Source organism: Escherichia sp. MOD1-EC6300, assembly GCF_002965045.1.
Lineage (GTDB): Bacteria > Pseudomonadota > Gammaproteobacteria > Enterobacterales > Enterobacteriaceae > Escherichia > Escherichia coli_F.
This window is the reverse complement of sequence record NZ_PTRH01000005.1, coordinates 240,719-264,513: the sequence shown is the minus strand read 5'-3', so window position 1 is coordinate 264,513 and position 23,795 is coordinate 240,719. Positions and strand designations below refer to the sequence as shown.

The 23,795-nt window shown below is 46.8% G+C and carries 32 protein-coding genes, 1 tRNA gene and 1 pseudogene; 19 read left to right on the top strand and 15 right to left on the bottom strand.

Annotated features, from left to right (window positions below; translation table 11 throughout):
- Positions 1–108: 108 nt before the first annotated feature.
- From BGE37_RS10735 to BGE37_RS10705, 8 genes are all read right to left on the bottom strand, one after another.
- A complete protein-coding gene (locus BGE37_RS10735) occupies positions 109–1,635 on the bottom strand; it encodes a recombinase family protein (protein ID WP_001297093.1) in 1,527 nt (508 codons plus the stop codon).
- Between the two features lie 57 nt (positions 1,636–1,692).
- Positions 1,693–1,815: a hypothetical protein gene (locus BGE37_RS25140; RefSeq protein WP_123004444.1), complete on the bottom strand. Its 123-nt coding sequence runs from the start codon at positions 1,813–1,815 to the stop codon at positions 1,693–1,695.
- Between the two features lie 64 nt (positions 1,816–1,879).
- Positions 1,880–2,212: a multidrug efflux SMR transporter EmrE gene (gene emrE, locus BGE37_RS10730; RefSeq protein ID WP_001070446.1), complete on the bottom strand. Its 333-nt coding sequence runs from the start codon at positions 2,210–2,212 to the stop codon at positions 1,880–1,882.
- Positions 2,213–2,279: 67 nt separating this feature from the next.
- Positions 2,280–2,582 (bottom strand): protein ren, encoded by a 303-nt coding sequence (locus BGE37_RS10725; protein WP_000145915.1) that lies wholly within the window; start codon positions 2,580–2,582, stop codon positions 2,280–2,282.
- On the bottom strand, positions 2,579–3,280 hold the full coding sequence (locus BGE37_RS10720; RefSeq protein ID WP_047088570.1) for a replication protein P: 702 nt from the start codon (positions 3,278–3,280) through the stop codon (positions 2,579–2,581). The genes BGE37_RS10725 and BGE37_RS10720 overlap by 4 nt, the downstream gene beginning before the upstream one ends.
- A complete protein-coding gene (locus BGE37_RS10715; RefSeq protein WP_001498951.1) occupies positions 3,277–4,206 on the bottom strand; it encodes a replication protein in 930 nt (309 codons plus the stop codon). The genes BGE37_RS10720 and BGE37_RS10715 overlap by 4 nt, the downstream gene beginning before the upstream one ends.
- Before the next feature lie 86 nt (positions 4,207–4,292).
- Positions 4,293–4,832 (bottom strand): toxin YdaT domain-containing protein, encoded by a 540-nt coding sequence (locus BGE37_RS10710; RefSeq protein WP_001182869.1) that lies wholly within the window; start codon positions 4,830–4,832, stop codon positions 4,293–4,295.
- A 30-nt stretch (positions 4,833–4,862) separates the two neighbouring features.
- Positions 4,863–5,090 carry a helix-turn-helix domain-containing protein gene (locus BGE37_RS10705; RefSeq protein WP_000184665.1) on the bottom strand — a complete coding sequence of 76 codons (228 nt, stop codon included), beginning with the start codon at positions 5,088–5,090 and terminating at the stop codon, positions 4,863–4,865.
- 110 nt (positions 5,091–5,200) lie between these two features.
- On the opposite strand from BGE37_RS10705, the gene BGE37_RS10700 reads away from it, so the two are divergent.
- The 13 genes and pseudogenes from BGE37_RS10700 to BGE37_RS10630 all read left to right on the top strand — a co-directional run bounded on the left by BGE37_RS10700 (position 5,201) and on the right by BGE37_RS10630 (position 12,076).
- The gene (locus BGE37_RS10700) at positions 5,201–5,893 is read left to right on the top strand and encodes an XRE family transcriptional regulator (protein ID WP_000712396.1); all 693 of its coding nucleotides are present in this window, start codon (positions 5,201–5,203) and stop codon (positions 5,891–5,893) included.
- Positions 5,894–5,966: 73 nt separating this feature from the next.
- Entirely contained in the window at positions 5,967–6,908 is a 942-nt protein-coding gene (locus BGE37_RS10695) for a hypothetical protein (RefSeq protein WP_000338655.1), read from the top strand.
- Positions 6,909–7,389: 481 nt separating this feature from the next.
- The gene (locus BGE37_RS10685) at positions 7,390–7,596 is read left to right on the top strand and encodes a phage encoded cell division inhibitor protein (protein WP_000233576.1); all 207 of its coding nucleotides are present in this window, start codon (positions 7,390–7,392) and stop codon (positions 7,594–7,596) included.
- Between the two features lie 75 nt (positions 7,597–7,671).
- The gene (locus tag BGE37_RS10675; RefSeq protein ID WP_000995433.1) at positions 7,672–7,968 is read left to right on the top strand and encodes a host-nuclease inhibitor Gam family protein; all 297 of its coding nucleotides are present in this window, start codon (positions 7,672–7,674) and stop codon (positions 7,966–7,968) included.
- Positions 7,969–7,973: 5 nt separating this feature from the next.
- Positions 7,974–8,759 (top strand): phage recombination protein Bet, encoded by a 786-nt coding sequence (gene bet, locus BGE37_RS10670; RefSeq protein ID WP_000100847.1) that lies wholly within the window; start codon positions 7,974–7,976, stop codon positions 8,757–8,759.
- A complete protein-coding gene (locus tag BGE37_RS10665) occupies positions 8,756–9,436 on the top strand; it encodes a lambda exonuclease family protein (RefSeq protein ID WP_047088572.1) in 681 nt (226 codons plus the stop codon). Before bet ends, BGE37_RS10665 begins: the two co-directional genes overlap by 4 nt.
- Positions 9,433–9,615, top strand: a complete 183-nt coding sequence (locus tag BGE37_RS10660) for a DUF1317 domain-containing protein (RefSeq protein ID WP_000149544.1) — start codon at positions 9,433–9,435, stop codon at positions 9,613–9,615. Before BGE37_RS10665 ends, BGE37_RS10660 begins: the two co-directional genes overlap by 4 nt.
- Positions 9,588–9,779, top strand: coding sequence for a DUF1382 family protein (locus tag BGE37_RS10655; RefSeq protein WP_000548537.1), 192 nt, complete (start codon positions 9,588–9,590; stop codon positions 9,777–9,779). The genes BGE37_RS10660 and BGE37_RS10655 overlap by 28 nt, the downstream gene beginning before the upstream one ends.
- Positions 9,780–9,855: 76 nt before the next feature.
- Positions 9,856–10,071, top strand: coding sequence for a hypothetical protein (locus BGE37_RS10650; RefSeq protein WP_000188859.1), 216 nt, complete (start codon positions 9,856–9,858; stop codon positions 10,069–10,071).
- Between the two features lie 98 nt (positions 10,072–10,169).
- Entirely contained in the window at positions 10,170–10,388 is a 219-nt protein-coding gene (locus BGE37_RS10645; protein WP_000763385.1) for a TraR/DksA family transcriptional regulator, read from the top strand.
- A gap of 47 nt (positions 10,389–10,435) precedes the next feature.
- Positions 10,436–10,714: a DUF4222 domain-containing protein gene (locus tag BGE37_RS10640; protein WP_000488407.1), complete on the top strand. Its 279-nt coding sequence runs from the start codon at positions 10,436–10,438 to the stop codon at positions 10,712–10,714.
- Positions 10,686–10,751 (top strand): annotated as a pseudogene (locus BGE37_RS25965) (helix-turn-helix domain-containing protein); the annotation flags it as partial. The gene BGE37_RS10640 and the pseudogene BGE37_RS25965, both read left to right, overlap by 29 nt.
- A gap of 161 nt (positions 10,752–10,912) precedes the next feature.
- Positions 10,913–12,076: an integrase gene (locus BGE37_RS10630; protein WP_052892382.1), complete on the top strand. Its 1,164-nt coding sequence runs from the start codon at positions 10,913–10,915 to the stop codon at positions 12,074–12,076.
- Between the two features lie 15 nt (positions 12,077–12,091).
- Here BGE37_RS10630 and BGE37_RS10625 read toward each other — a convergent pair.
- A tRNA-Arg gene (locus tag BGE37_RS10625) sits at positions 12,092–12,168 on the bottom strand.
- A 242-nt stretch (positions 12,169–12,410) separates the two neighbouring features.
- Between BGE37_RS10625 and fimZ the strand changes: the two genes are divergently transcribed.
- Positions 12,411–13,043, top strand: coding sequence for a fimbria biosynthesis transcriptional regulator FimZ (fimZ, locus tag BGE37_RS10620; protein WP_000805428.1), 633 nt, complete (start codon positions 12,411–12,413; stop codon positions 13,041–13,043).
- A gap of 2 nt (positions 13,044–13,045) precedes the next feature.
- Here fimZ and sfmF read toward each other — a convergent pair whose 3' ends face one another.
- The 5 genes from sfmF to fimA form a co-directional block, all read right to left on the bottom strand.
- Entirely contained in the window at positions 13,046–13,561 is a 516-nt protein-coding gene (gene sfmF / locus BGE37_RS10615) for a fimbria assembly protein (RefSeq protein ID WP_105288018.1), read from the bottom strand.
- Positions 13,562–13,571: 10 nt separating this feature from the next.
- Entirely contained in the window at positions 13,572–14,579 is a 1,008-nt protein-coding gene (gene fimH / locus BGE37_RS10610; protein WP_105277233.1) for a type 1 fimbria D-mannose specific adhesin FimH, read from the bottom strand.
- Positions 14,580–14,591: 12 nt separating this feature from the next.
- Positions 14,592–17,201, bottom strand: coding sequence for a fimbrial biogenesis usher protein (locus tag BGE37_RS10605; protein ID WP_105288017.1), 2,610 nt, complete (start codon positions 17,199–17,201; stop codon positions 14,592–14,594).
- Positions 17,202–17,231: 30 nt separating this feature from the next.
- The gene (gene fimC, locus BGE37_RS10600) at positions 17,232–17,924 is read right to left on the bottom strand and encodes a type 1 fimbria chaperone FimC (RefSeq protein ID WP_000988389.1); all 693 of its coding nucleotides are present in this window, start codon (positions 17,922–17,924) and stop codon (positions 17,232–17,234) included.
- Between the two features lie 219 nt (positions 17,925–18,143).
- On the bottom strand, positions 18,144–18,686 hold the full coding sequence (gene fimA, locus BGE37_RS10595; RefSeq protein ID WP_000776555.1) for a type 1 fimbrial major subunit FimA: 543 nt from the start codon (positions 18,684–18,686) through the stop codon (positions 18,144–18,146).
- 471 nt (positions 18,687–19,157) lie between these two features.
- Here fimA and folD point away from each other — a divergent pair, with 471 nt between their 5' ends.
- The 3 genes from folD to BGE37_RS10580 all read left to right on the top strand — a co-directional run bounded on the left by folD (position 19,158) and on the right by BGE37_RS10580 (position 20,867).
- The gene (folD, locus tag BGE37_RS10590) at positions 19,158–20,024 is read left to right on the top strand and encodes a bifunctional methylenetetrahydrofolate dehydrogenase/methenyltetrahydrofolate cyclohydrolase FolD (protein ID WP_000729155.1); all 867 of its coding nucleotides are present in this window, start codon (positions 19,158–19,160) and stop codon (positions 20,022–20,024) included.
- A gap of 1 nt (position 20,025) precedes the next feature.
- Positions 20,026–20,238 carry a ribosome-associated protein YbcJ gene (gene ybcJ, locus BGE37_RS10585; protein ID WP_000190288.1) on the top strand — a complete coding sequence of 71 codons (213 nt, stop codon included), beginning with the start codon at positions 20,026–20,028 and terminating at the stop codon, positions 20,236–20,238.
- A 107-nt stretch (positions 20,239–20,345) separates the two neighbouring features.
- Positions 20,346–20,867, top strand: a complete 522-nt coding sequence (locus tag BGE37_RS10580) for a metal-dependent hydrolase (protein ID WP_001143548.1) — start codon at positions 20,346–20,348, stop codon at positions 20,865–20,867.
- A 35-nt stretch (positions 20,868–20,902) separates the two neighbouring features.
- On the opposite strand, the gene cysS is transcribed toward BGE37_RS10580, so the two are convergent.
- Positions 20,903–22,288 carry a cysteine--tRNA ligase gene (gene cysS, locus BGE37_RS10575; protein ID WP_000912345.1) on the bottom strand — a complete coding sequence of 462 codons (1,386 nt, stop codon included), beginning with the start codon at positions 22,286–22,288 and terminating at the stop codon, positions 20,903–20,905.
- 173 nt (positions 22,289–22,461) lie between these two features.
- Between cysS and ppiB the strand changes: the two genes are divergently transcribed.
- Positions 22,462–22,956 (top strand): peptidylprolyl isomerase B, encoded by a 495-nt coding sequence (ppiB, locus tag BGE37_RS10570; protein ID WP_000256002.1) that lies wholly within the window; start codon positions 22,462–22,464, stop codon positions 22,954–22,956.
- A 2-nt stretch (positions 22,957–22,958) separates the two neighbouring features.
- Positions 22,959–23,681: a UDP-2,3-diacylglucosamine diphosphatase gene (lpxH, locus tag BGE37_RS10565; RefSeq protein WP_105288016.1), complete on the top strand. Its 723-nt coding sequence runs from the start codon at positions 22,959–22,961 to the stop codon at positions 23,679–23,681.
- Positions 23,682–23,795: the final 114 nt, after the last annotated feature.

The window sequence follows — 23,795 nt, the reverse complement described above, 5'->3', positions numbered from 1 at the left end:
CAGTCCCTATAGTAAAACCATAGCTCAGGACGCTTCGTTCAGGATAGATAATTTTATTGTACTTCCCTAACTTTCTTACTATAGCACGGTTGAAAAAGTGATTATTACTCAAAAATAAACCTCACCATCAACCATATATTTGAGAGTACTTATCGCCTGCTGGGCGGATATTGTTTTCATTAAAGGATAGTGTTTAAAAACAATGCCATTCATAAAATAGATATCACAGGTTTTATTATCTGTATTGATTATGATTTTTTCGAATGTTTTATAGGCAAGTGTACGACATAGCTCTCGCCCATTTTTACTGGTTAAGTCAATAGCATGAAAATCACCAAGTGAGCTCACCGCTTTACTCTTCAAAGTTTTTAATGATACAGAAGCCCTTCGTAATTCCTTATCTAATACTCTGATTTTTTCTGCTATAGCGGTAACTTCAGGCGCAACAGATAATGCAGCAATTAAATTATTAATTTTCATCTGGAGCTCAATAATTTTCAACTCTAAAGTTTCATTAGCATCTTTCTTGTTTTCAACTGGTTGGATTTTACTACAATTAAAAAGCAACTCATTAATGATATTATAATCAACCAAATCTCTCTTTATTGATGGCCTGTCACATCGATGCAGTCTTCTCATCGGACAAACATAATAGCCATGCAAACTTCCAGATACCGCATGAACAATCATGGTATTACCACAAGCCTCGCACTTCATAACTGTTCGAAGTAGATTTATCAACATAGGATTTTTGCTACTATTGCTAATACCAAAAGGTGCCAATCGAATTTCCTGCACAGCGTAAAACAAATCATCTGATATGACTCTGGGATAATAGCCAGCGATTTCACTTATTCCTTTACCTCTTGCACGATATGAAGGTACGCATATACCTATCAGAGCTTTATTCGCTAATAATTTTTCAATTACAGAAGGCCCCCATGCACTTTCTTTTCCTGAGAAATTTTTTACAGCATGATCATTTAAATACTTGGCTATTGCATTCAATGATCGCCTTTCCATCCTGAGTTTAAAAATTAGCTCAATCGTTTTCACCCTGTCGGGGTCTGGAATAAAAGCTGTTCTTTTGTCATCCAATGAGAGCCATCTCGGACAAGACGCCGTCATAATCGTGCCTGACTCCAGTGCATCCTGCCGTTTTTTCTTCCATGATAATTTAACCCGACTTGACTTTATCTCGCTTTCTTCATTTGCCCTTTGTGCTATAAGTATGGCTTTTATTAATGAATATGGCTCATTCAAAGAGTCAATATTATAGACTGTATTGTCGCAAAGAGTTATAACATCAATACCGTGATTCAAAATCAATTTCAGACGTTCAATCGCTTCACCGACTTTTTCTCTTGAAAGTCTGTCCAGACTTTCAACTAACAATGTAGTTCCTGGCAATATATAACCATGCTCTATAGCATCTAAAAATTCCGAAAAAGCTCCTGATTGTGCATGCTTTCCTTTGAATGCACTTAATCCTAAATCTTCATATGTTATGGTATCAAGATAATAATCACTATTTACCTTTAACCATTCAGCAATAAGTCTTCTCTGTCGGTTTAATGAGTCGCCAGACATCTGACCTGGTGATGAAAATCGCATATATGCTATGGCTTTTTTCATGGTGACACCTGCTAACGTATGCTTTTATAAACCTTAGTGGTGAGATATAATTTTTGTTTAATTTTTATTTAAAAAGACAATTACGATCACATTCTCTTGAATATACAACAATAATCGTATTGCAATTTGCTTACGCAATAATCTTGAAGGCACAAAAGAATACACAAAAACTAAAAACATTAACAAAAGCGGCCCATGTAAAGATATGAACCGCCATATTTCATTCTTTTAAAAGAAATTATTTTTAATGTGGTGTGCTTCGTGACAATAGATTAATAACCAACACACCGGCACAAATCAACATCATGCCTATAACGGCTGGCAGGTCCAGCCGTTGGCCGAAAAACCCCCATGATAGTAAGCTAATCAGGACAATACCGACTCCTGACCAGATAGCATAAGCAATCCCTGTAGGAATATAAGCCAGCGTCTGAGCTAATAACCAGAATGATGCACAATAACAAATAATTGTACCAACAGATGGCCATAACCGTGTAAAACCTTCTGAAAACTTCATTAAGGTTGTACCAATGACCTCTGCAAGTATTGCACCACCAAGATAAATATAAGGGTTCATAGCATATTCTTTCCTGTTCAAACTGGAGAGAATTGTACTACAGTTTGAACTCAACTCACCTGTTTCATCATTGTGTACCCATTGATGTTCTTTTATATACCCTCAATACCCGTTTCATCGCGGCACTCTGGCGACACTCCTTAAAAATCAGATTCGTGCTCACCTTTCCTTCCCGTTCTTCTCTGGTAGCGAACCGGTAATACACCGTTCGCCAGACCTTACCATCAACGACCAGGATTCCTGCCCGCGCCATTTTAGCCGCAGCCTGATTTATGCTGGTTACGGTTGCGCCTGTTACCGCGGCAACGTCCTGTGCACAGAAGCTCTTATGCGTCCCCAGGTAATGAATAATTGCCTCTTTGCCCGTCATACACTTGCTCCTTTCAGTCCGAACTTAGCTTTGATTTCTGCGATCTTCGCCAGAGCCTGTGCACGATTTAGAGGTCTACCGCCCATGACAGGAAGTTGTTTTACTGGTTCAGGGATCGCCTCACCACGGTTAATTCTCGCAGTCATATGGACAAGCTCATCTGCGGCCTTACGGCGTAATTCCGCATCAGTAAGCGCATTGGCCCGCATGTTCTGATACAGGTTGGTAACCAGCCAGTAGTGCGAGTTTGATTTCCACGGATAAGACTCCGCATCCGGATACAGGCCTCGCTTCCGGCAATACTCGTAAACCATATCAACCAGCTCGCTGACGTTTGGCAGTCCGGCGATAACGGATGCTTCTTCCCGGCACCATGCAACAAACTGCCCGGGTGATGGCAGAAATGGTCGATTCTGCCGACGGGCTACGCGCATTCCTGCGTTAACCTGTTCCATTGTGGTGATCCCGTTTTCCCGGAAAGCCAGAACCCACTGGCGGCGGATTTCGTTCAGTTCGTTCTGGTCACGGTTAGCCAGACTCGCCGGGAAAGTTGCCAGTAACTGGCTGAACACACCGTTGATGATCTGCGCTACCTGCTGTACCTGCGGCTTTTCGTCGTACTGTTCCGGCATGTTGTTGGCGATCCGGCGCATCTGCTCACGGTCAAAGTTAACCATCTGTGCGGCGATGTTTTTCATAGCTCCACCCCGTAAATCCAGTCAGTGTTCGTCAGGTCGAATTTTGGTTTGCCGGCTGTCACGCCAGCCTGTTGCTTGTTACGGTTGATTTCGAGTTGGGTCCACTTGTCGCGGAGTTTGGCCGGACTTAGCACGTTACCGGACCAGAAGTTGTCCTGGCATGCCCAGCGGAACAGCACGCACATGTCGCGGTGGTTACGTCCGTCACGTTCACGCATCAGGCGGATATCGTTAGCCCACCCTGCAAAATTCGGTTTTCTGGCTGATGGCGCGATGGTCTTCACCATGTCAAACATCCACTCTGCGGCGGTCAGGTCTTCTGCTGTCCCCCACTTGCTGCCGCTCTGAATTGCAGCATCTGGTTTCACCACAGGAAGATCGTTTTCTGGTTGGTCAGAGGATTCGCCAGAATTCTCGGACGAAAAAGGTTTTATATTGTCTTTTGTTAGTTTGTCTTTTGTGTTTACCTGATTCGGGTAAACGCCTTTACCTGATTTGGGTAAACTTTTCTTACCTGATTCAGGTAAATTTACCTCTTTCAGGTAAACTTTATTTTTCTTACCTGATTCGGGTAATGTTGACCATTCACTGATCACATTATTAATGCCGATATTCCGCCCGCTCTGAATAAAAATCCCACGCTTTACCAGAACACTTTTTGCAGCAGAACACTTGTGCGGCAATATCCCGGTCAACTCGGAAAGTTGCTCGTTGCTCACCCAATCCAGTTTTTTATTAAAGCCATATGTTTTGCGCATGACAGCCAGGAAGACCAGAAGCTGGTGCTGTGTTAATCCGGCCAGCATCACAGCTTCCAGCAACTCATTTGCAATGCGCGTATAACCATCATCGAGATCTGCCACGCGCGGCTCCTTTTGTGCCACATCCGGCACTGGAAAATTGAATATCTCAGCAGTGTTTGCCATAATTCCTCCCGCAATGAGTGCGTTACGATTTGCACCTGAAAGTCGGCTCTGTTCCCGCAGACCGGCTTTCGCCATTTCTGAGCCTGTCATATTGCCCCCAACATGGTGGTAACCATCGCCATCAGTGGACCAGCCAGATCCGGGTCCACACGAAACATCGACACAATGCCTTCACTCATCTCCTTCAGTTTCTGGTGGCGTGGTGCGTTGAGAATGACAGCCTGTTTTGCCTCACTGAGTTCCTTTTCCATTTCAGCCAGCCGAGCCATGAAGCTATCCTGCTCAACCAGGTGGCCGCGATATTCCAGCGGTAGTACCGCCAGAATTGCCGGGGTCAGTTCACGCACGTTATTTCGGTATTTTTCAGAATCGAATTTGTTATCGAGGAAGCGGAACAGCTTCTGGCGTGCACGGCTGACATCATCAGGGAAATCGATGGTGCCGCCGCCCTGCTCCCGATACTCATTCACAATGAGTGCGGCAACAACATCCTGATTATCTGCAGCCGACCAGGCACGGACGGCATCACGGATTTTTTCGTGGCCTGGAGCTTGTTTTGTTTGAGAACGATTTATCACCGCAATCGGGCTAAATCCGCTAGTCTGTTGGTATGTAAGTGGTTGCATAGTCATTGCCTTATCAGTTAACGCCGCAGTTTAGGCGGCAGAGTTACTCGCGTTAAACAATGGTGCGAGGTCGGGACGAATATCTGCTGGTTTAATCTTTCCACCAGTGGCTGAGACAATTTTCATTACATAGCGGGCATCAATTCCGCCACCGTGTAGCCAACGCCAAACAGTGGGTTGGGCTACACCGCATAGATCTGCCAGTCGTTTTTGACTACCTGTAATACTGATTGCGAGTTGAATGGTTTGATTTGTCATTATCAATTCCTATTGGTATTGCAACGAATAAATAATAGCAATGCGTATTAATCATAACAATAGCAAAACGTGTTTTGACCATCAATACGCAAGCGTATAAATTAAAACTTATGAAAAAAGAAACTCTTGCTGATCGCTTAAACCTAGCGATGGAACAATCTGGAATGTCTCAAGGCGCTCTTGCAAAGGCGTCTGGCGTAGCTCAACCCACAATCTGGAGACTGACAAGCGGCAACGCGCGCGGCTCAACAAAAATTGTTGAAATAGCTAATGCATTGGGTGTTCGAACAGAGTGGCTCTCATCAGGCATAGGCCCGATGAGAAATGACGGTCAACAATTAGGGAAGCCTACTGCCAACCATCCCAAATACTTCAAGATTGACGTTCTTGATATAGAAGTGAGTGCCGGGCCGGGAGTCATCAACCGTGAGTTTGTAGAAGTTCTACGCTCGGTTGAGTACTCGTTTGACGATGCTCGTCACATGTTCGATGGCAGGAAGGCAGAAAATATCCGCATCATTAACGTACGTGGTGACAGCATGTCAGGAACGATCGAACCAGGTGATCTTCTGTTCGTTGATATCACTGTTAAATCTTTCGACGGTGATGGTATCTATGCGTTTCTGTACGACGACACAGCCCATGTAAAGCGTCTGCAAATGATGAAGGATAAGCTGCTGGTTATCTCTGATAACAAGAGCTACTCGCCGTGGGACCCGATCGAGAAAGACGAGATGAACCGGGTGTTCATCTTCGGTAAGGTTATTGGGAGCATGCCGCAGACGTATAGGAAGCATGGGTAGCCATACAATAGAAGTTTTAAGATTTAAGACAATATCGTAAATTAACTGTATATGTGATCAGGTGAATGCCATAATGGATGCGGGCAACAATTCGGAAACCAATGATATGAAGTTCAGGATAGTATACGACGGTCCGGCACTGGAAACGCATGAAATGAACGTGCGAGACCTTGCTCCTGCCCTTCTATCACTATCAGATGCATTAGAGGAAGCCGGTAAAACTCTCTACGGAAACAAGACTGTTGTTTCTGTAAAAGTCAATGCATCATTTAAAGCTGGCTCATTTGGAATAGATCTGGTTGCCTCATCTACATCTTGGTTCAAACAGGCTGTTGATTTTTTATCCGGCGATTCAGCAACAGCCGCTGCGAATTTGATTGCTTTTATTGGACTCTGTCCTGGTTCTAAAGAAAAAATATGCAAAGGCCTAATTCAACTGATAAAATGGATAGGCCCAAGGAAAATAAAAAAATTACACAATTTGCCTGATAGCAACATCGAAGTCTTTGTTGATGACGAAAGCGAGATCTACGACAGTAACGTTATTGAACTTTATAAAAATATTAAACTTCGCTCTTCATTACAAGAAGTTATAAGTAAGCCATTAGAGCAGGAAGGCATTGACAGCTTTGCCTCTACTGTCGATGATGGTTTGACATTCATGACGATCAACAAGCAAGAAGCACATTATTTCAAAGTCAATCTACCAGCAGAATCAATAATTTCAGAGTACACAGTAGAGAAAGCCCTTCAAATTAAAAATATTTCCTTCAATGAAGGAAGCCGGTGGCGGTTTTCTGATGGTGCCAGTAGCTTTTTGGCTGAAATAAAAGACCAGAAATTCATCAGCGATATTGATAACAACACCTTAAATTTTTCTAAAGGTGATATGTTACTTGTAGATTTAAAAGTAACTCAATATATGATCGGAGATGCCATAAAAACCATATTCGAAATTGAGCATGTAAAAAAACAGTTGAATCCTCAAAGGCAAATAGATCTTCCATTCGAATAAAGATACCCGGCCACCGTGCCGGGTTTTCTTTTGTCCCCTCCCCTCATCACACAAACCGTTCGAAAAACCACCACAACCTCCCTTCAGTTATCGCTATGCGATGCAAGTCACAAAATTAATTCTTTTTGCTATCAAACAGTTAATATCAAAACACATCAATCAATAGCTATAAGTATTGATATCACCAATAGCAATAGCTATTATCACCATGTCGCAACAACACAACGATACGGCAACCACCTGATTCACCGTTGCGATGACCGCTTAGATCCGCAGCTTGAATTTCAGCAGGCTACGGGAAGTGCGAGGGGTGAAGCGGACGCGTGAACGTCGGTGTGACCAGCTGAAATCAACTCCACACTTCATACCTCAGTCGCTTCAACGAGGCGGCTTAGTTATGACAACCGGCGGCCATCCACCGCCTGAATACGCGCAGAAGTCTTTATATGTTCAGCAGCCCAGCTTACGGGCAGGAGTTTTTATGGTTCATCAACATTACGGAACGCAGACCGTTAATCGCGGCGCGGTCATGCCAGGAATGCTGGTCAAACACAAAGATGGTACCTGGACTGCATCAGCTAATTTACGCGGACGGCTTTATCTGCATCGCGGCATCGAGCGCACTTATACCCGTGATTTGCTCGTGGAAGTTTTTCTCGACGGACGCGGTAACGGCCTGAATCACTAATCCCCTTTCCTGTTTTCCTAATCAGCCTGGCATTTCGCGGGCGATATTTTCACAGCCATTTTCAGGAGGTCAGCCATGAACGCTTATTACATTCAGGATCGTCTTGAGGCTCAGAGCTGGGCGCGTCACTACCAGCAGATCGCCCGTGAAGAGAAAGAGGCAGAACTGGCAGACGACATGGAAAAAGGCCTGCCCCAGCACCTGTTTGAATCGCTATGCATCGATCATTTGCAACGCCACGGGGCCAGCAAAAAAGCCATTACCCGTGCGTTTGATGACGATGTTGAGTTTCAGGAGCGCATGGCAGAACACATCCAGTACATGGTTGAAACCATTGCTCACCACCAGGTTGATATTGATTCAGAGGTATAAAACGGATGAGTACAGCACTCGCAACGCTGGCAGGGAAGCTGGCTGAACGTGTCGGCATGGATTCTGTCGACCCACAGGAACTGATCACCACTCTTCGCCAGACGGCATTTAAAGGTGATGCCAGCGATGCGCAGTTCATCGCATTGTTGATCGTCGCCAACCAGTACGGCCTTAATCCGTGGACGAAAGAAATTTACGCCTTCCCTGATAAGCAGAACGGCATCGTTCCGGTGGTGGGCGTTGATGGCTGGTCCCGCATCATCAATGAAAACCAGCAGTTTGATGGCATGGACTTTGAGCAGGACAATGAATCCTGTACATGCCGGATTTACCGCAAGGACCGTAATCATCCGATCTGCGTTACCGAATGGATGGATGAATGCCGCCGCGAACCATTCAAAACTCGCGAAGGCAGAGAAATCACGGGGCCGTGGCAGTCGCATCCCAAACGGATGTTACGGCATAAAGCCATGATTCAGTGTGCCCGTCTGGCCTTCGGATTTGCTGGTATCTATGACAAGGATGAAGCCGAGCGCATTGTCGAAAATACTGCATACACTGCAGAACGTCAGCCAGAACGCGACATCACTCCGGTTAACGATGAAACCATGCAGGAGATTAACACTCTGCTGATCGCCCTGGATAAAACATGGGATGACGACTTATTGCCGCTCTGTTCCCAGATATTTCGCCGCGACATTCGCGCATCGTCAGAACTGACACAGGCCGAAGCAGTGAAAGCTCTTGGATTCCTGAAACAGAAAGCCACTGAGCAGAAGGTGGCAGCATGACACCGGACATTATCCTGCAGCGTACCGGGATCGACGTGAGAGCTGTCAAACAGGGGGATGATGCATGGCACAAATTACGGCTCGGCGTCATCACCGCTTCAGAAGTTCACAACGTGATAGCAAAGCCCCGCTCAGGAAAGAAGTGGCCTGACATGAAAATGTCCTACTTCCACACCCTGCTGGCTGAGGTTTGCACCGGTGTGGCTCCGGAAGTTAATGCTAAGGCGCTGGCCTGGGGAAAACAGTACGAGAACGACGCCAGAACCCTGTTTGAATTCACTTCCGGCGTGAATGTTACTGAATCCCCGATCATCTATCGCGACGAAAGTATGCGCACCGCCTGCTCTCCCGATGGTTTATGCAGTGACGGCAACGGCCTTGAACTGAAATGCCCGTTTACCTCCCGGGATTTCATGAAGTTCCGGCTCGGTGGTTTCGAGGCCATAAAATCGGCTTACATGGCCCAGGTGCAGTACAGCATGTGGGTGACGCGAAAAGATGCCTGGTACTTTGCCAACTATGACCCGCGCATGAAGCGTGAAGGCCTGCATTATGTCGTGATTGAGCGGAATGAAAAGTACATGGCGAGTTTTGACGAGATGGTGCCGGAGTTCATCGAAAAAATGGACGAGGCACTGGCTGAAATTGGTTTTGTATTTGGGGAGCAATGGCGATGACGCATCCTCACGATAATATCCGGGTAGGCGCGATCACTTTCGTCTACTCCGTTACAAAGCGAGGCTGGGTATTTCCCGGCCTTTCTGTTATCAGAAATCCACTGAAAGCACAGCGGCTGGCTGAGAAGATAAATAATAAACGGGAGGCGGTATGCACAAAGCATCTCCTGTTGAGTTAAGAACGAGTATTGAGATGGCACATAGCCTTGCTCAAATTGGAGTCAGGTTTGTGCCAATACCAGTAGAAACAGACGAAGAATTTCATACGTTAGCCACATCCCTTTCACAAAAGCTGGAAATGATGGTGGCGAAAGCAGAAGCAGATGAGAGAGACCAGGTATGACAACCACTGAATGCATTTTTCTGGCAGCGGGCTTCATATTCTGTGTGCTTATGCTTGCCGACATGGGGCTTGTTCAATGACACCTCAGCAAGAAAACGCCCTTCGCAGCATTGCCCGTCAGGCTAATTCTGAAATCAAAAAAGCCAGACAGCATTTTCCGGATAAAAACGTCGATGACATTTGCCGTAGCGTACTAAAGAAGCACCGCGAAACGGTAACGCTGATGGGATTCACACCGACTCATTTAAGCCTGGCGATCGGCATGTTGAACGGCGTCTTTAAGGAACGGTGAACATGAAAAGCAAAATCATCAGGGAGCTACAGGCTCCTTTTTTATTATTCGCATTTACCCTCAAGCGTATTAACCAACAATTCAGGGATTAATGAAAGATGGCAGACATCATTGATTCAGCATCAGAAATCGAAGAATTACAGCGCAATACAGCAATAAAAATGCGTCGTCTGAACTACCAGACTGTATCCGCAACTCATTGTTGTGAGTGTGGCGATCCGATAGATGAGCGAAGACGCCTGGCTGTTCAGGGTTGTCGGACTTGTGCGAGTTGCCAGGAGGAGATCGAACTTAAGAACAAACAATGGGGACTGTGATGGCCTCAAAGCAGCAAATTTCAACATCGTCCAACTGAGGTGTAAAAATGTTCAGAATCATTTTTCCTAACACCTGGTACGTCGACCACCACGGCACTCCCTGCAAAATCCTGCGTTCTACCCACAACAAAGTTCACTACATCCGAAAAGGCAGAACATGTATCGCCAGCATGTTCCGCTTTAATCATGACTTTGAACCTGTGAATAAAGCTGATGCAGATCGGATAGCAGAAGAGATCGAAACGGCAGAACACATTAAGAAGTTACGTGACATGCGTTCAAAAAGCAGAGGTAACCATGGAATCATACAGCCTCACACTCGATGAGGCCTGTCAGTTTCTTAAGATATCCAGACCAACCGCCACCAACTGGATACGAACAGGCCGCCTACAGGCAACACGTAAAGATCCAACCAAGCCAAAATCTCCTTACCTCACAACACGGCAAGCCTGCATTGCGGCGCTTCAGTCTCCGCTGCATACTGTCCAGGTGAGCGCGGGTGATGGCATAACAGAGGAAAGAAAATGTCACTCTTCCGCAGAAATGAAATATGGTATGCCTCGTATTCGCTCCCGGGCGGGAAACGAATTAAGGAATCTCTTGGCACAAAGGACAAGCGGCAAGCTCAGGAGTTGCACGACAAGCGAAAAGCAGAACTCTGGCGAGTAGAAAAGCTAGGGGATTTACCTGATGTCACTTTTGAAGAGGCCTGCCTAAGATGGCTTGAGGAAAAAGCTGATAAAAAATCTCTCGATTCAGATAAAAGCCGGATTGAGTTCTGGCTTGAACATTTTGAGGGTATAAGGCTTAAAGATATCTCGGAGGCAAAGATTTACTCTGCTGTAAGCAGAATGCATAACAGAAAGACGAAAGAAATATGGAAACAGAAAGTTCAGGCCGCCATCAGGAAAGGTAAAGAACCGCCTGTTTATGAACCAAAGCCAGTATCAACTCAGACAAAGGCAAAGCATCTTGCCATGATAAAGGCCATTCTCCGTGCTGCAGAACGCGACTGGAAGTGGCTGGAAAAAGCGCCTGTCATCAAGATACCAGCGGTCAGAAACAAGCGAGTCAGATGGCTGGAAAAGGAGGAAGCAAAACGCCTTATTGATGAGTGCCCCGAACCACTGAAATCTGTCGTCAAGTTTGCGCTGGCAACTGGTCTGAGAAAGTCGAACATCATAAATCTGGAATGGCAACAAATCGACATGCAGCGACGAGTTGCCTGGGTGAATCCAGAAGAGAGCAAATCAAACCGCGCCATTGGTGTGGCGCTGAACGATACCGCCTGTAAAGTGTTGCGTGATCAAATAGGCAAGCATCACAAATGGGTGTTTGTACATACCAAGGCGGCTAAGCGAGCAGATGGAACATCAACGCCTGCGGTCAGGAAGATGCGCATCGACAGCAAGACATCATGGCTATCAGCTTGTCGTCGTGCAGGAATTGAAGATTTCCGTTTCCATGACCTCAGACACACCTGGGCAAGCTGGCTGATCCAGTCAGGCGTCCCATTATCTGTGCTTCAGGAAATGGGCGGATGGGAGTCCATAGAAATGGTTCGTAGGTATGCTCACCTTGCGCCTAATCATTTGACAGAGCATGCAAGGAAAATAGACGACATTTTTGGTGATCATGTCCCAAATATGTCCCACTGTGGAATTATGGAGGATATAAAGAAGGCGTAACTGATTGAATTGTAATGGCGCGCCCTGCAGGATTCGAACCTGCGGCCCACGACTTAGAAGGTCGTTGCTCTATCCAACTGAGCTAAGGGCGCGTTGATACCGCAATGCGGTGTAATCGCGTGAATTATACGGTCAACCCTTGCTGAGTCAATGGCTTTTGATCTGGTTGCTGAACAAGTGAACGACCGCGTCTGATTTTCTGATTTATTTCGCTATAGCGGCAAACAAACGTACACCGCTGCGCGTCTGAATCAAGAAAACCCGTATTTTCATGTATCAAAGTACAATTTCCCGCCCTAACGGAAAATTGTCCGATCCTATGAGACTGATAACTATGAAACCAACGTCGGTGATCATTATGGATACTCATCCTATCATCAGAATGTCTATTGAAGTTCTGTTGCAAAAAAACAGTGAATTGCAGATTGTCCTGAAAACGGATGATTACCGCATAACCATCGACTATCTCCGAACCCGTCCTGTTGATTTAATCATTATGGATATAGACTTGCCCGGTACAGACGGTTTTACCTTCCTGAAAAGGATCAAACAAATCCAGAGTACAGTGAAAGTATTATTTTTATCATCGAAATCAGAATGCTTTTATGCTGGCAGAGCGATACAAGCTGGTGCTAACGGTTTTGTCAGTAAATGCAATGATCAGAATGATATTTTTCATGCCGTTCAGATGATTCTCTCTGGATACACTTTTTTTCCCAGCGAAACGCTCAACTATATAAAAAGCAATAAATGCAGTACGAATAGTTCAACGGTCACTGTGCTATCTAATCGTGAAGTGACCATATTACGTTATCTGGTTAGTGGATTATCTAATAAAGAAATTGCCGATAAGTTATTACTTAGCAATAAAACAGTTAGTGCGCATAAATCTAATATTTATGGCAAGCTAGGTTTGCATTCAATTGTAGAGCTTATCGACTACGCCAAATTATATGAATTAATATAATATTAATTATAATTGATCATGAATATCGCATCCGCTTTCGCCACACCTGGTTGGACACCGCTGGCTAACGCTCGATAATTGGCAAAAAAGTTTAGCGTTACATTGCCATTTGCATCTACCTCCTCAGTCGGGCTCGCCTCGCCCAGCGCAAGCCGGGAGCGATCGCTCTTGCGTAATTCGATGGCGACGGTTTGTGCCATTGCGGGATCGTCCAGGGCCAGCAGGTTGGCATCGGATGCCGGCGTTCCCGTAAATAAAATCGCGACTGATCCCGGAGGACATCCTTCCAGGCGCAGACTAAAAGGAACAAGTGCCGTGGTATCGCCAGCGGCCAGCAATTGTGTCGTGGGCCATCTGCCTAAATCTACCGTCTTATCAACATCCGCTGTGTTTACGGTACAGGAGAAATCAACAACGTTACCGTGCAAATTGATATTAATCGTTCCTAAAGGGTCAGCTGCCCATCCACTGGAACTCCACAGTAGCCCGCAGAAACAGCTAAAGATTACTCTTCTCATTCTCCGTACCTCATTGATAATCGACGCGTAAATACCCCAGCGCGCTAAACGGTCCTTCGGCAGGTTTTTGACCAGTAATACTGATAGGCCAGGCGCGAAGTGTGACATTGGCTGCCGCAGCTGCATCCAGACGGAAAGGAATAACGCTATTGAGATCGTTAGGCGTGATCGGCGTATCGTTCTGATCGGCGACAATAAAACCTAAATCCTGATTGTCCGACACCATCGCCTGACCAGAAACGGCACTGGCTTCCAGACGCATTGTTAAATAAGCCTGCGCAGCAACATTCGTACATTTGATCGCAATATTCTTGGTTTGTGGCATGACACCATTAGGTCGATTCCCCGGCCCTGCCGCACTAAATAACGATGCACCGATATCACCAAAATCAAATTCAACAATTTGCCCGGCATTTAATTCGCAGTTTTGCGGTACTTCAACCCGGCCACCAAAACTAATGGTATAAACAGGTGTAACCAACGGATCGTAAGGCGTTGATGTCACATACACGGTAAACATCACCTGTCTGGGGATCTCCACCATGTTAATAAAAGGACGAATAACCTTTAAACGAAATATCAAACGAGAATCCATCACCCCGAACGGAAGGTTTTGCGAAACGTTAGGATCTGTTCCCATACGGATATAATTTTGCGGGGGAAACTGAATATCCATCACGCTATCAACCAGACTCATCGCACCTAATAGATAATCATTTAATTGCATATATTTATAATTATCGATAGTTTCCTGAACAACAAAGTTGGTGACATAACTACGGTATGTATAATTCACCAGCGTGCCGGGTGGGCAAATTGCTGACACACCTACCCAGCCGGATTTTTCCGGTAAAACAACAATCTGACCTGGCTGGTTATTGGTGCTATTAAAGACATTTGAGAGATCATAGTGTTCATCTTCTGCTACGCCAGTACTATTTGCACAAACAGTAGCCCAGGATATGTTTGTTAACCACAAACATGCCATTGCCAATAATGACCTGCAGATTATCTTCATTGATAATTTCCTTTATGAGCCAGGATGTGTGCAAACTGCCGAAATAACAGTGACGGCTTGCTGTAAGCTTTGCTTCGGCAATACATAGTGCGCAATGCAACGTGAGTTCGCGCCGTCTCCCCACTGAACCAGTAATTCACCAGACAATGGCGCACCACTTAAATAAACTTGCCCGTCATCACCCACCATACTGGTTATTCCGGTACTGTTTTCCCGTACCAGTGATCCAAACGGCACCGGTTTTCCGCCCTGGGTAACGGTAATGAGCGCCCGCACGCCTATGCGGGTATCAAAATTGGCACGAACCAACGCGCCTTGCGTCGGCACAACGCTGCTAATATTTTTTTCAACATCAATGGAATTCCCCATCGTATTGGTATCAAGCGCGATACGGTTATACCGATAAACCGTGGCATACGGCATCACCGCATAGCCGCGCCAGTCGGTTAAAATTCCAGTTTGATTTTCAATGCGTACACCGCCTGCGCCAGGCGCTTTAATCAAAACATTGGTATCCCCTAAAGGCTGGCTCAGCGTTATACCATTTTCATGCCCGACCACACCGCCAGACAGCTGCCAGTTAACGTCATGTTGATCGCGGTCGTAGTTATACCCGACCCCCAGCGTACCGTAAGCGGCCTGCCAGTTTGCCGTGGCGCTGCCCGTGTACCCATTATTCGAGGTATCGCCCTGGCTTACGTGATAACTCAGGTTGTGGCCTTCCAGTAAGGTCCCTCCAACGCCTGCCAGCCAGCTATTTTGCCCGTTGCTGTTACGGTTGGCGTTAAAGGAGGCATAAGCGCGATCGAGCGCATTTTCCCGGGTGTAGCGACGTTTGGTCAGAACATTGAAAGGCACTGAAACATTAAGTCCGACAATACGTTCGTTATCGGGGATCCCTACAGATTCATTCCACGAAAATGAGAGTGAATAACTGATGCCAACCCAGCTGCTGGTATACCCCACCTGATACCAGGTATCTGAATCCGAAGTATTCCAGTATTTTTGATGGGTACCAGAAATATAAAGCGAGCCAAAGTCATTAAGTGATTGTGAAATATTTAACTGCAAACGGTCTTTACGACTAAAGCGTAAATTGTGGTAATTCACGATTATCGGTTCATCGCGATGCTCACCGTCATAATCGTAATCATATTCGTACCCCTCCATTCGACGATACGCAACATCATCAAGGGTATAAAAACCTTGTGTCGAATAGCGGTAACCCATTAACTGAAAATTGGTGCCGAAAGTGTTCATTGATTTCGCATAGAGGAAGCGAATGGAATCCCCCTCATGACGACTGTCGTCGGCTAACTGACTGCGCGCATGCGTTACATCCAGCGACACTGCGCCCCAGTTCCCGAGGTTGCGCCCCAGCCCTAACAAAAAGGCGGTGTAATTTGCAGATAATTGCGTCCCGCCGTAGGCAGTAAATTCCTGTGGTAAACCGCCGAGTGCCGTGCCCTGAAAAAAGAAAGGCGACGATTGCTGACTATTACCGCTACGAAAATCGCCCGCCGTCAGGTCAAATTTGAAACGCCCTTCGCGTTGTAAAATTGGCACTGTTGAATACGGAATAGTGTAATTCTGCTGATTACCATCGCGCTCATCGATGGTGACGTCCAGATCGCCATTTGAAGATGTCGGGTGCAAATCTGTAATTTCGAAAGCGCCGGGGGAAACATAGCTTTGATAGATAATAAAACCATTTTGCCGAATCGTTAGCTGGGCCGCCGTACGGGCAATCCCACGTACCGTTGGGGCAAACCCTTGCTGGCTATCTGGATACATATTATCAGAAGAATAAAGCCGTACACCTCGAAATCCGACGCCATCGAAAATATCACTCCCTGTATTACCGTCTCCCATTACCAGTTCACTTTTCAGCGGAATAATGGCGCGCTGTACCCAGGTGCCAATATTATTCCACTGTTCTGAATGATATCCATTTCCGCGAAAATAGTTCCAGGAACCATTGTTGCGTAAACGCCACGGGCCAATATTAATCCCACTGAGTTCACTAAAAAAATAGCTATCGTTACCATTACCTCTGTTACCGGTAAAATTATAATTCAGGAGTAAAGCAGGAATACCTTCATCCCACTCTTCAGGCGGAATGTAACCGTGAGCGCTACTCAACAACGCTATCTGAGGAATAGTGATGTTCAGGCGCATCGCTGCAAAATCAAAGTTAATTGTGGCATCAGGTACAGCTTTCAGTAAATTAATGCATTTATTATTTTGCTGCTGGGCTAACTCGGGGAATGCACTGCTATTAAGGCCAATTCGTTCAAGGAGTGCCTGGTTAAAACAAGGCATTAACCCACCTGATTTATCACCTGTATTTACTGTCGTCGATTCAAATACGATATCCTGTGAACCAATGAACTCATCATTACGCCAGAGATCCACCCGATACACACCCGCAGGTTGATGATTACCTTTCTCAAAGCGCGATAAATCAGCAACGGATGTACCATTCTCTAATAAAAATGCCGGGTTGAAATAACTTTCCGCATAGCTTAAAAAGGAGGGTAAAATGGCAATAGATGAATAACAAATTCCGGCCAGACACCAGGTATACCTCTGCGGAATATCCGTAGTAGTGGGTATTTTCATAATTAGCTCTGATATTGTCAGATGATTCGGTTAGTTTAAGTTCACTTCTCTGACCGGGGTTACTGAACCATAATCATTAACGGTCTGAAATTTCAGCTTTCCCTGTACTCCTGAGGGTAAGGGAATTTGTGAATTAACTCTGGGTGCAGCCATAGCATTCCCCAACTTTTGGCTGCCCACTTGCAGGTTAACCAGGGTGACATAAAAAGGTGATGGATTATGAACATTGATATAGTTACCGGATCGCGAAAACTTGAGTGTGTCCGGCGCTTCTGCGGGTAATTCTTGTAGTTGAATTGGACGGAGAAATAACTTCATGCGCGATAAAATCGCCAGTTGCAAAACATTCCTGCCGTTCAATGCATTTTTATCTACCGAAGGGATCGTCTTAACATTCATCCAGAACAAAGACTCACGATCTGCCGCCAGCGGTGGACCGGTGTAAATAATACGCAAGGTATTTTCGCTTTTGGGTTCACTAACAAACAGTGGCGGTGTAATGATGAATGACTTTTCTTTTACACCGCTACTGTTTTCAATCCACGAATTGACCAGAAAGCGCTCATTGGTATGGCTATTTCTAATCCATACCGCAGTCTGTTTAGCATCAGCGGGATAAATAATACGCGTGGCACCTAATGCGATCCCTCCGGCAGCATGGGCGCTGGCCGAAATGATTAAATAAAATATAATGGGCATCAATAACTTTATTTTAGTCATCATAGTTAATACGCCTTGTGTATTCCTGACGGCAAAAATAAGGAGTGTAAAGAAATGATTGCTTTGGTTTATTACAACACATCATTCCCTTTTCATTTAATAAAGCGGCATGATACAAAGTGAGCGTGATTTCGATTTACATTGCCACCATACCGCTTCAGACAACCGGTACATTACTTTGTTATAAGACGTGATATATAATTCAAAACTACGTAGTTTTGATTATTCGTATCTCATAATAAAAGTCGCGTCAGCATTTGCTTGCCCTGCTGATGCACTTGTACCGGTGCCTTTATAACGCGCAGAAAAATGAAGAACGTTGGTCCCGGGGATCAAGTTCTGGTTGGTTGAGAAGCTATTCCCATCAGGTTTGAGAATTGCGGATGTATTATCAAGTATTTCAATACCGACACCCGTTGCTGTTGTTGTATTGGTACTGGATGCAATGGCCAATAAATTATCATTGATTGCATCCGCCTGACCAGAAAATGCAACGGCAGCATTAGCGGCAACAACAGGATCGCAGTCGTTCAACTGTATAGTGAATGGAATTAATGCAGAGGTATTACCAACAGCATTGAAAATATCGGTACGATATTGACCGAGTGTGACAACCTGGTCTGCCGAGTCAGTATTCACTGAACAGGCAGCATTCACCAGTTCGCCTTCAAAGTGAATTGTACCGCCATCTACAACGGCAGCATAACTACCCGTAGCGGCGAATAGTGCGGCAGCCAGCGCAGACGAAATAAATCTTAATTTCATATATATTCCTTCAATCTCATTTATCGACTCCACATCCGTATATAACCGATTACTTTATTTAAGACACTGATAGTAGTAAAATTCCTTTTTATCCTCTAAGAATGTCTTAATTGAAAATATGCACTCTATTCTAAAAAATAGAGAGCCCCGTTAGATGAATATTCCCGCGCAAAATATATTCAACACAAATATAGACCTGAAGCGGTAAATTACTAGGCTGAAAATTCTTTTTATATTGTCAGGTATTTCTTAAATTATCTTAATCCTTAGACAAGGAAATAAATCAGTTCCAGATTTACAACGTCATCATGGACGAAAAATGAAGCTTTCAATCTCAGCGACGGTGCGCCTCACCTTCACAAGAGGTCGCTTCACGCGATAAATCTGAAACGAAAACTGACAGCGCGCCCCGCTTCTGACAAAATAGGCGCATCCCCTTCGACCTACGTAACAGATGGAATCCTCTCTCTGATGGCAGCAAAGATTATTGACGGTAAAACGATTGCGCAGCAGGTGCGCTCTGAAGTTGCTCAAAAAGTTCAGGCACGTATTGCAGCTGGACTGCGGGCACCAGGACTGGCCGTAGTACTGGTGGGTAGCAACCCTGCATCGCAAATTTATGTCGCAAGCAAACGCAAAGCTTGTGAAGAAGTCGGGTTCGTCTCCCGTTCTTATGACCTCCCGGAAACCACCAGCGAAGCGGAGCTGCTGGAGCTTATCGATGCGCTGAATGCCGACAACACCATTGATGGCATTCTGGTCCAACTGCCGTTACCGGCGGGTATTGATAACGTCAAAGTGCTGGAACGAATTCACCCGGACAAAGACGTTGACGGTTTCCATCCTTATAACGTCGGTCGTCTGTGCCAGCGCGCGCCACGTCTGCGCCCCTGCACCCCGCGTGGTATCGTCACACTGCTTGAGCGATACAACATCGATACCTTCGGTCTCAACGCCGTGGTGATTGGCGCATCGAATATCGTCGGTCGCCCAATGAGTATGGAACTGCTGCTTGCAGGTTGCACCACCACCGTGACTCACCGCTTCACTAAAAATCTGCGTCATCACGTAGAAAATGCCGATCTGTTGATCGTTGCCGTCGGTAAACCGGGCTTTATTCCTGGTGACTGGATCAAAGAAGGCGCGATTGTGATTGATGTTGGCATCAACCGTCTGGAAAATGGCAAAGTTGTGGGCGACGTGGTGTTTGAAGACGCGGCTAAACGCGCCTCATACATTACGCCTGTTCCGGGCGGCGTTGGCCCGATGACGGTTGCCACGCTGATCGAAAACACGCTACAGGCGTGCGTTGAATATCATGATCCACAGGGTGAGTAACATGGCGACATTTTCTTTAGGTAAACATCCGCACGTTGAGCTGTGCGACTTGCTGAAACTGGAAGGCTGGAGCGAAAGCGGCGCGCAGGCGAAAATCGCGATTGCCGAAGGCCAGGTGAAAGTCGACGGCGCGGTTGAAACGCGCAAACGCTGCAAAATCGTCGCCGGTCAGACAGTGAGTTTTGCAGGTCACAGCGTACAGGTTGTTGCCTGATCCCTTTCCCGGCCTGTATCAACAGGCCGGTTCTCTTTTCAGACTTTTGCCCTCTACGCCCCGTTCATCCATGCTGATAGCATCGACATTTTGCCGAAGCGACCATCATGCCAACCGTTATTACGCACGCCGCCGTTCCCCTTTGCATTGGTTTAGGGTTGGGTTCGAAAGTCATCCCTCCGCGCCTGTTATTTGCCGGAATCATCCTGGCGATGCTGCCCGATGCCGACGTATTGTCGTTTAAATTTGGCGTTGCTTACGGCAATGTTTTTGGTCATCGCGGGTTTACCCATTCGCTGGTGTTTGCGTTTGTTGTCCCGCTGTTATGTGTGCTGATTGGACGTCGATGGTTCAGGGCTGGGCTGATTCGCTGCTGGCTGTTTTTAACCGTTTCGTTGCTATCGCACAGCTTGCTGGATTCGGTAACCACTGGCGGTAAAGGCGTTGGCTGGCTGTGGCCGTGGTCAGATGAACGCTTTTTCGCTCCCTGGCAGGTGATTAAAGTCGCGCCGTTTGCATTGTCTCGTTACACCACGCCGTACGGGCATCAGGTGATTATTTCTGAATTGATGTGGGTGTGGTTGCCGGGGATGCTACTGATGGGAATGTTGTGGTGGCGCAGACGATAACCGGATGCGAAAACTCGCATCCGGCAATAGCGCAATTACTTACGACGCCAGGTGGTCCCTTGCGGGCCATCTTCCAGCACGATCCCCATCTCGTTAAGACGGTCACGCGCCGCATCTGCCGCCGCCCAGTCTTTCGCTTTACGGGCATCCAGACGCTGTTGAATTAAGGCTTCAATCTCAGCCACTTCGCTGTCGTCTGCCTGCGCGCCGCTTTGCAGGAATGCTTCTGGTTCTTGCTCCAGCAGGCCCAGCACGGCAGAAAGTTTACGCAGATGAGACGCCATTGCGTTCGCCGCTGCCATATCTTCTGCTTTCAGACGGTTCACTTCACGCGCCATATCAAACAGCACGGAATAGGCTTCCGGGGTGTTGAAATCGTCGTCCATCGCTTCAATAAAGCGCGCTTCAAACGCTTCGCCACCGGCAGGCGCAACGGTTTTATCTGTGCCACGCAGCGCAGTGTAGAGGCGCTCCAGCGCCGCACGCGCCTGCTTCAGGTTCTCTTCGCTGTAGTTCAGCTGGCTGCGATAGTGGCCCGACATCAGGAAGTAACGCACGGTTTCCGCGTCGTAGTATTTCAGCACATCACGCACGGTAAAGAAGTTACCCAGCGATTTGGACATCTTCTCTCGGTCAACCATTACCATCCCCGAGTGCATCCAGTAGTTCACATACTGACCATCATGGGCACAGGTGGACTGAGCGATTTCGTTTTCGTGGTGTGGGAACATCAGGTCTGAACCACCGCCGTGGATATCAAAGTGGTTACCCAACTGCTTGCAGTTCATTGCCGAACATTCAATGTGCCAGCCTGGACGGCCCGCGCCCCACGGAGACGGCCAGCTCGGTTCGCCCTCTTTCGACATCTTCCACAGAACGAAGTCCATCGGGTTGCGTTTGTCGTCGACCACGTCAACGCGCGCGCCTGCCTGCAGCTGGTCGAGATCCTGACGCGACAGCACGCCATAGGTCGGATCGGTCGGTACGTCGAACATCACGTCGCCATTGTCCGCCACATAAGCGTGACCTTTGGCGATCAGTTGTTCAGTGAGTTCAATAATTTCTGCGATATGGTGCGTCGCACGCGGTTCCATATCCGGGCGCAGAATATTCAAAGCATCAAAATCTTTGTGCATTTCGGCGATCATGCGATCCACCAGCGCTACAAAGCTTTCGCCATTTTCATTGGCGCGTTTGATGATTTTGTCGTCGATATCAGTAATGTTGCGCACATACTTCAGCTTATAGCCGAGGAAACGCAGATAGCGCGCAACCACGTCAAAGGCAACAAAGGTACGCCCGTGACCGATATGACAGAGATCGTAAACGGTGATTCCACACACGTACATGCCGACTTCCCCGGCGTGAATAGGCTTAAATTCCTCTTTTTGGCGTGTCAGAGTATTGAAGATTTTTAGCATCGAAGATTCCGTTTAGACATGTGTGGGTAATTGAGTTGCGTATAATACCCATATTTCCCGCGCGAATCAGCATACATTGCGTGATGATCCGATCGTGCGGTTATGCTATAACACCACCCTATATATGACCCGAATCGGGTTGAAGCACCAATCAAACGGAACAGGATGCAAAAATGGTTACTTTCCACACCAATCACGGCGATATTGTCATCAAAACTTTTGACGATAAAGCACCTGAAACAGTTAAAAACTTCCTGGACTACTGCCGCGAAGGTTTTTACAACAACACCATTTTCCACCGTGTTATCAACGGCTTTATGATTCAGGGCGGCGGTTTTGAGCCAGGCATGAAGCAAAAAGCCACCAAAGAACCGATCAAAAACGAAGCCAACAACGGTCTGAAAAACACCCGCGGTACGCTGGCAATGGCCCGTACTCAGGCACCGCACTCTGCAACTGCACAGTTCTTCATCAACGTGGTTGATAACGACTTCCTGAACTTCTCTGGCGAAAGCCTGCAAGGTTGGGGTTACTGCGTGTTTGCTGAAGTGGTTGAAGGCATGGACGTGGTAGACAAAATCAAAGGTGTTGCAACCGGTCGTAGCGGTATGCACCAGGACGTGCCAAAAGAAGACGTTATCATTGAAAGCGTGACCGTTAGCGAGTAATCGTGGCGACACTCTTTATTGCAGATCTTCATCTCTGCGCGGAAGAACCGGCGATCACCGCCGGTTTTCTGCGTTTTTTAGCGGGGGAAGCCCGCAAGGCCGACGCACTGTATATTCTTGGCGATCTGTTTGAAGCATGGATTGGCGATGACGATCCCAACCCACTCCATCGCCAGATGGCCGCAGCGATCAAAGCGGTATCCGATTCCGGCGTTCCCTGCTATTTCATTCATGGCAACCGTGATTTTCTGCTCGGCAAACGCTTTGCCCGTGAGAGTGGCATGACGTTATTGCCGGAAGAAAAAGTGCTCGAACTTTATGGTCGTCGGGTGTTGATTATGCATGGCGACACGCTGTGCACCGATGACATCGGTTATCAGGCATTTCGCGCCAAAGTCCACAAGCCGTGGCTGCAAACGCTATTCCTCGCCCTGCCGTTGTTTGTGCGCAAACGCATTGCTGCGCGAATGCGAGCGAACAGCAAAGAAGCAAACAGCAGTAAATCGCTGGCGATCATGGACGTTAACCAAAACGCGGTGGTTAGTACGATGGAAAAACATCAGGTGCAATGGTTGATTCACGGGCATACCCATCGCCCGGCGGTCCATGAACTTATCGCCAATCAGCAACCTGCTTTTCGCGTGGTACTCGGTGCCTGGCATACAGAAGGGTCGATGGTGAAAGTCACGGCGGATGACGTTGAGCTGATCCATTTTCCATTTTAAAAACCCGCAACCTTGCTGATTTCATAGCCACGCAACCGTTTTCCTTGCTCTCTTTCCGTGCTATTCTCTGTGCCCTCTAAAGCCGAGAGTTGTGCACCACAGGAGTTTTAAGAC

What these genes read in the sequence shown, in the direction of transcription:
- emrE (WP_001070446.1), bottom strand. Translation starts at nt 2,212, where the DNA reads ATGAACCCTTATATTTATCTTGGTGGTGCAATACTTGCAGAGGTCATT.
- BGE37_RS10645 (WP_000763385.1), top strand. Translation starts at nt 10,170, where the DNA reads ATGGCAGACATCATTGATTCAGCATCAGAAATCGAAGAATTACAGCGC.
- BGE37_RS10655 (WP_000548537.1), top strand. Translation starts at nt 9,588, where the DNA reads ATGCACAAAGCATCTCCTGTTGAGTTAAGAACGAGTATTGAGATGGCA.
- BGE37_RS10665 (WP_047088572.1), top strand. Translation starts at nt 8,756, where the DNA reads ATGACACCGGACATTATCCTGCAGCGTACCGGGATCGACGTGAGAGCT.
- bet (WP_000100847.1), top strand. Translation starts at nt 7,974, where the DNA reads ATGAGTACAGCACTCGCAACGCTGGCAGGGAAGCTGGCTGAACGTGTC.
- BGE37_RS10695 (WP_000338655.1), top strand. Translation starts at nt 5,967, where the DNA reads ATGGATGCGGGCAACAATTCGGAAACCAATGATATGAAGTTCAGGATA.
- fimC (WP_000988389.1), bottom strand. Translation starts at nt 17,924, where the DNA reads ATGATGACTAAAATAAAGTTATTGATGCCCATTATATTTTATTTAATC.
- BGE37_RS10685 (WP_000233576.1), top strand. Translation starts at nt 7,390, where the DNA reads ATGGTTCATCAACATTACGGAACGCAGACCGTTAATCGCGGCGCGGTC.
- BGE37_RS10720 (WP_047088570.1), bottom strand. Translation starts at nt 3,280, where the DNA reads ATGAAAAACATCGCCGCACAGATGGTTAACTTTGACCGTGAGCAGATG.
- BGE37_RS10705 (WP_000184665.1), bottom strand. Translation starts at nt 5,090, where the DNA reads ATGACAAATCAAACCATTCAACTCGCAATCAGTATTACAGGTAGTCAA.
- BGE37_RS10715 (WP_001498951.1), bottom strand. Translation starts at nt 4,206, where the DNA reads ATGGCAAACACTGCTGAGATATTCAATTTTCCAGTGCCGGATGTGGCA.
- sfmF (WP_105288018.1), bottom strand. Translation starts at nt 13,561, where the DNA reads ATGAGAAGAGTAATCTTTAGCTGTTTCTGCGGGCTACTGTGGAGTTCC.
- BGE37_RS10630 (WP_052892382.1), top strand. Translation starts at nt 10,913, where the DNA reads ATGTCACTCTTCCGCAGAAATGAAATATGGTATGCCTCGTATTCGCTC.
- ybcJ (WP_000190288.1), top strand. Translation starts at nt 20,026, where the DNA reads ATGGCGACATTTTCTTTAGGTAAACATCCGCACGTTGAGCTGTGCGAC.
- fimA (WP_000776555.1), bottom strand. Translation starts at nt 18,686, where the DNA reads ATGAAATTAAGATTTATTTCGTCTGCGCTGGCTGCCGCACTATTCGCC.
- BGE37_RS10660 (WP_000149544.1), top strand. Translation starts at nt 9,433, where the DNA reads ATGACGCATCCTCACGATAATATCCGGGTAGGCGCGATCACTTTCGTC.
- BGE37_RS25140 (WP_123004444.1), bottom strand. Translation starts at nt 1,815, where the DNA reads ATGTTTTTAGTTTTTGTGTATTCTTTTGTGCCTTCAAGATTATTGCGT.
- fimH (WP_105277233.1), bottom strand. Translation starts at nt 14,579, where the DNA reads ATGAAGATAATCTGCAGGTCATTATTGGCAATGGCATGTTTGTGGTTA.
- BGE37_RS10700 (WP_000712396.1), top strand. Translation starts at nt 5,201, where the DNA reads ATGAAAAAAGAAACTCTTGCTGATCGCTTAAACCTAGCGATGGAACAA.
- BGE37_RS10725 (WP_000145915.1), bottom strand. Translation starts at nt 2,582, where the DNA reads ATGACGGGCAAAGAGGCAATTATTCATTACCTGGGGACGCATAAGAGC.
- BGE37_RS10605 (WP_105288017.1), bottom strand. Translation starts at nt 17,201, where the DNA reads ATGAAAATACCCACTACTACGGATATTCCGCAGAGGTATACCTGGTGT.
- BGE37_RS10675 (WP_000995433.1), top strand. Translation starts at nt 7,672, where the DNA reads ATGAACGCTTATTACATTCAGGATCGTCTTGAGGCTCAGAGCTGGGCG.
- BGE37_RS10710 (WP_001182869.1), bottom strand. Translation starts at nt 4,832, where the DNA reads ATGCAACCACTTACATACCAACAGACTAGCGGATTTAGCCCGATTGCG.
- BGE37_RS10580 (WP_001143548.1), top strand. Translation starts at nt 20,346, where the DNA reads ATGCCAACCGTTATTACGCACGCCGCCGTTCCCCTTTGCATTGGTTTA.
- ppiB (WP_000256002.1), top strand. Translation starts at nt 22,462, where the DNA reads ATGGTTACTTTCCACACCAATCACGGCGATATTGTCATCAAAACTTTT.
- BGE37_RS10650 (WP_000188859.1), top strand. Translation starts at nt 9,856, where the DNA reads ATGACACCTCAGCAAGAAAACGCCCTTCGCAGCATTGCCCGTCAGGCT.
- BGE37_RS10735 (WP_001297093.1), bottom strand. Translation starts at nt 1,635, where the DNA reads ATGAAAAAAGCCATAGCATATATGCGATTTTCATCACCAGGTCAGATG.
- fimZ (WP_000805428.1), top strand. Translation starts at nt 12,411, where the DNA reads ATGAAACCAACGTCGGTGATCATTATGGATACTCATCCTATCATCAGA.
- cysS (WP_000912345.1), bottom strand. Translation starts at nt 22,288, where the DNA reads ATGCTAAAAATCTTCAATACTCTGACACGCCAAAAAGAGGAATTTAAG.
- folD (WP_000729155.1), top strand. Translation starts at nt 19,158, where the DNA reads ATGGCAGCAAAGATTATTGACGGTAAAACGATTGCGCAGCAGGTGCGC.
- BGE37_RS10640 (WP_000488407.1), top strand. Translation starts at nt 10,436, where the DNA reads ATGTTCAGAATCATTTTTCCTAACACCTGGTACGTCGACCACCACGGC.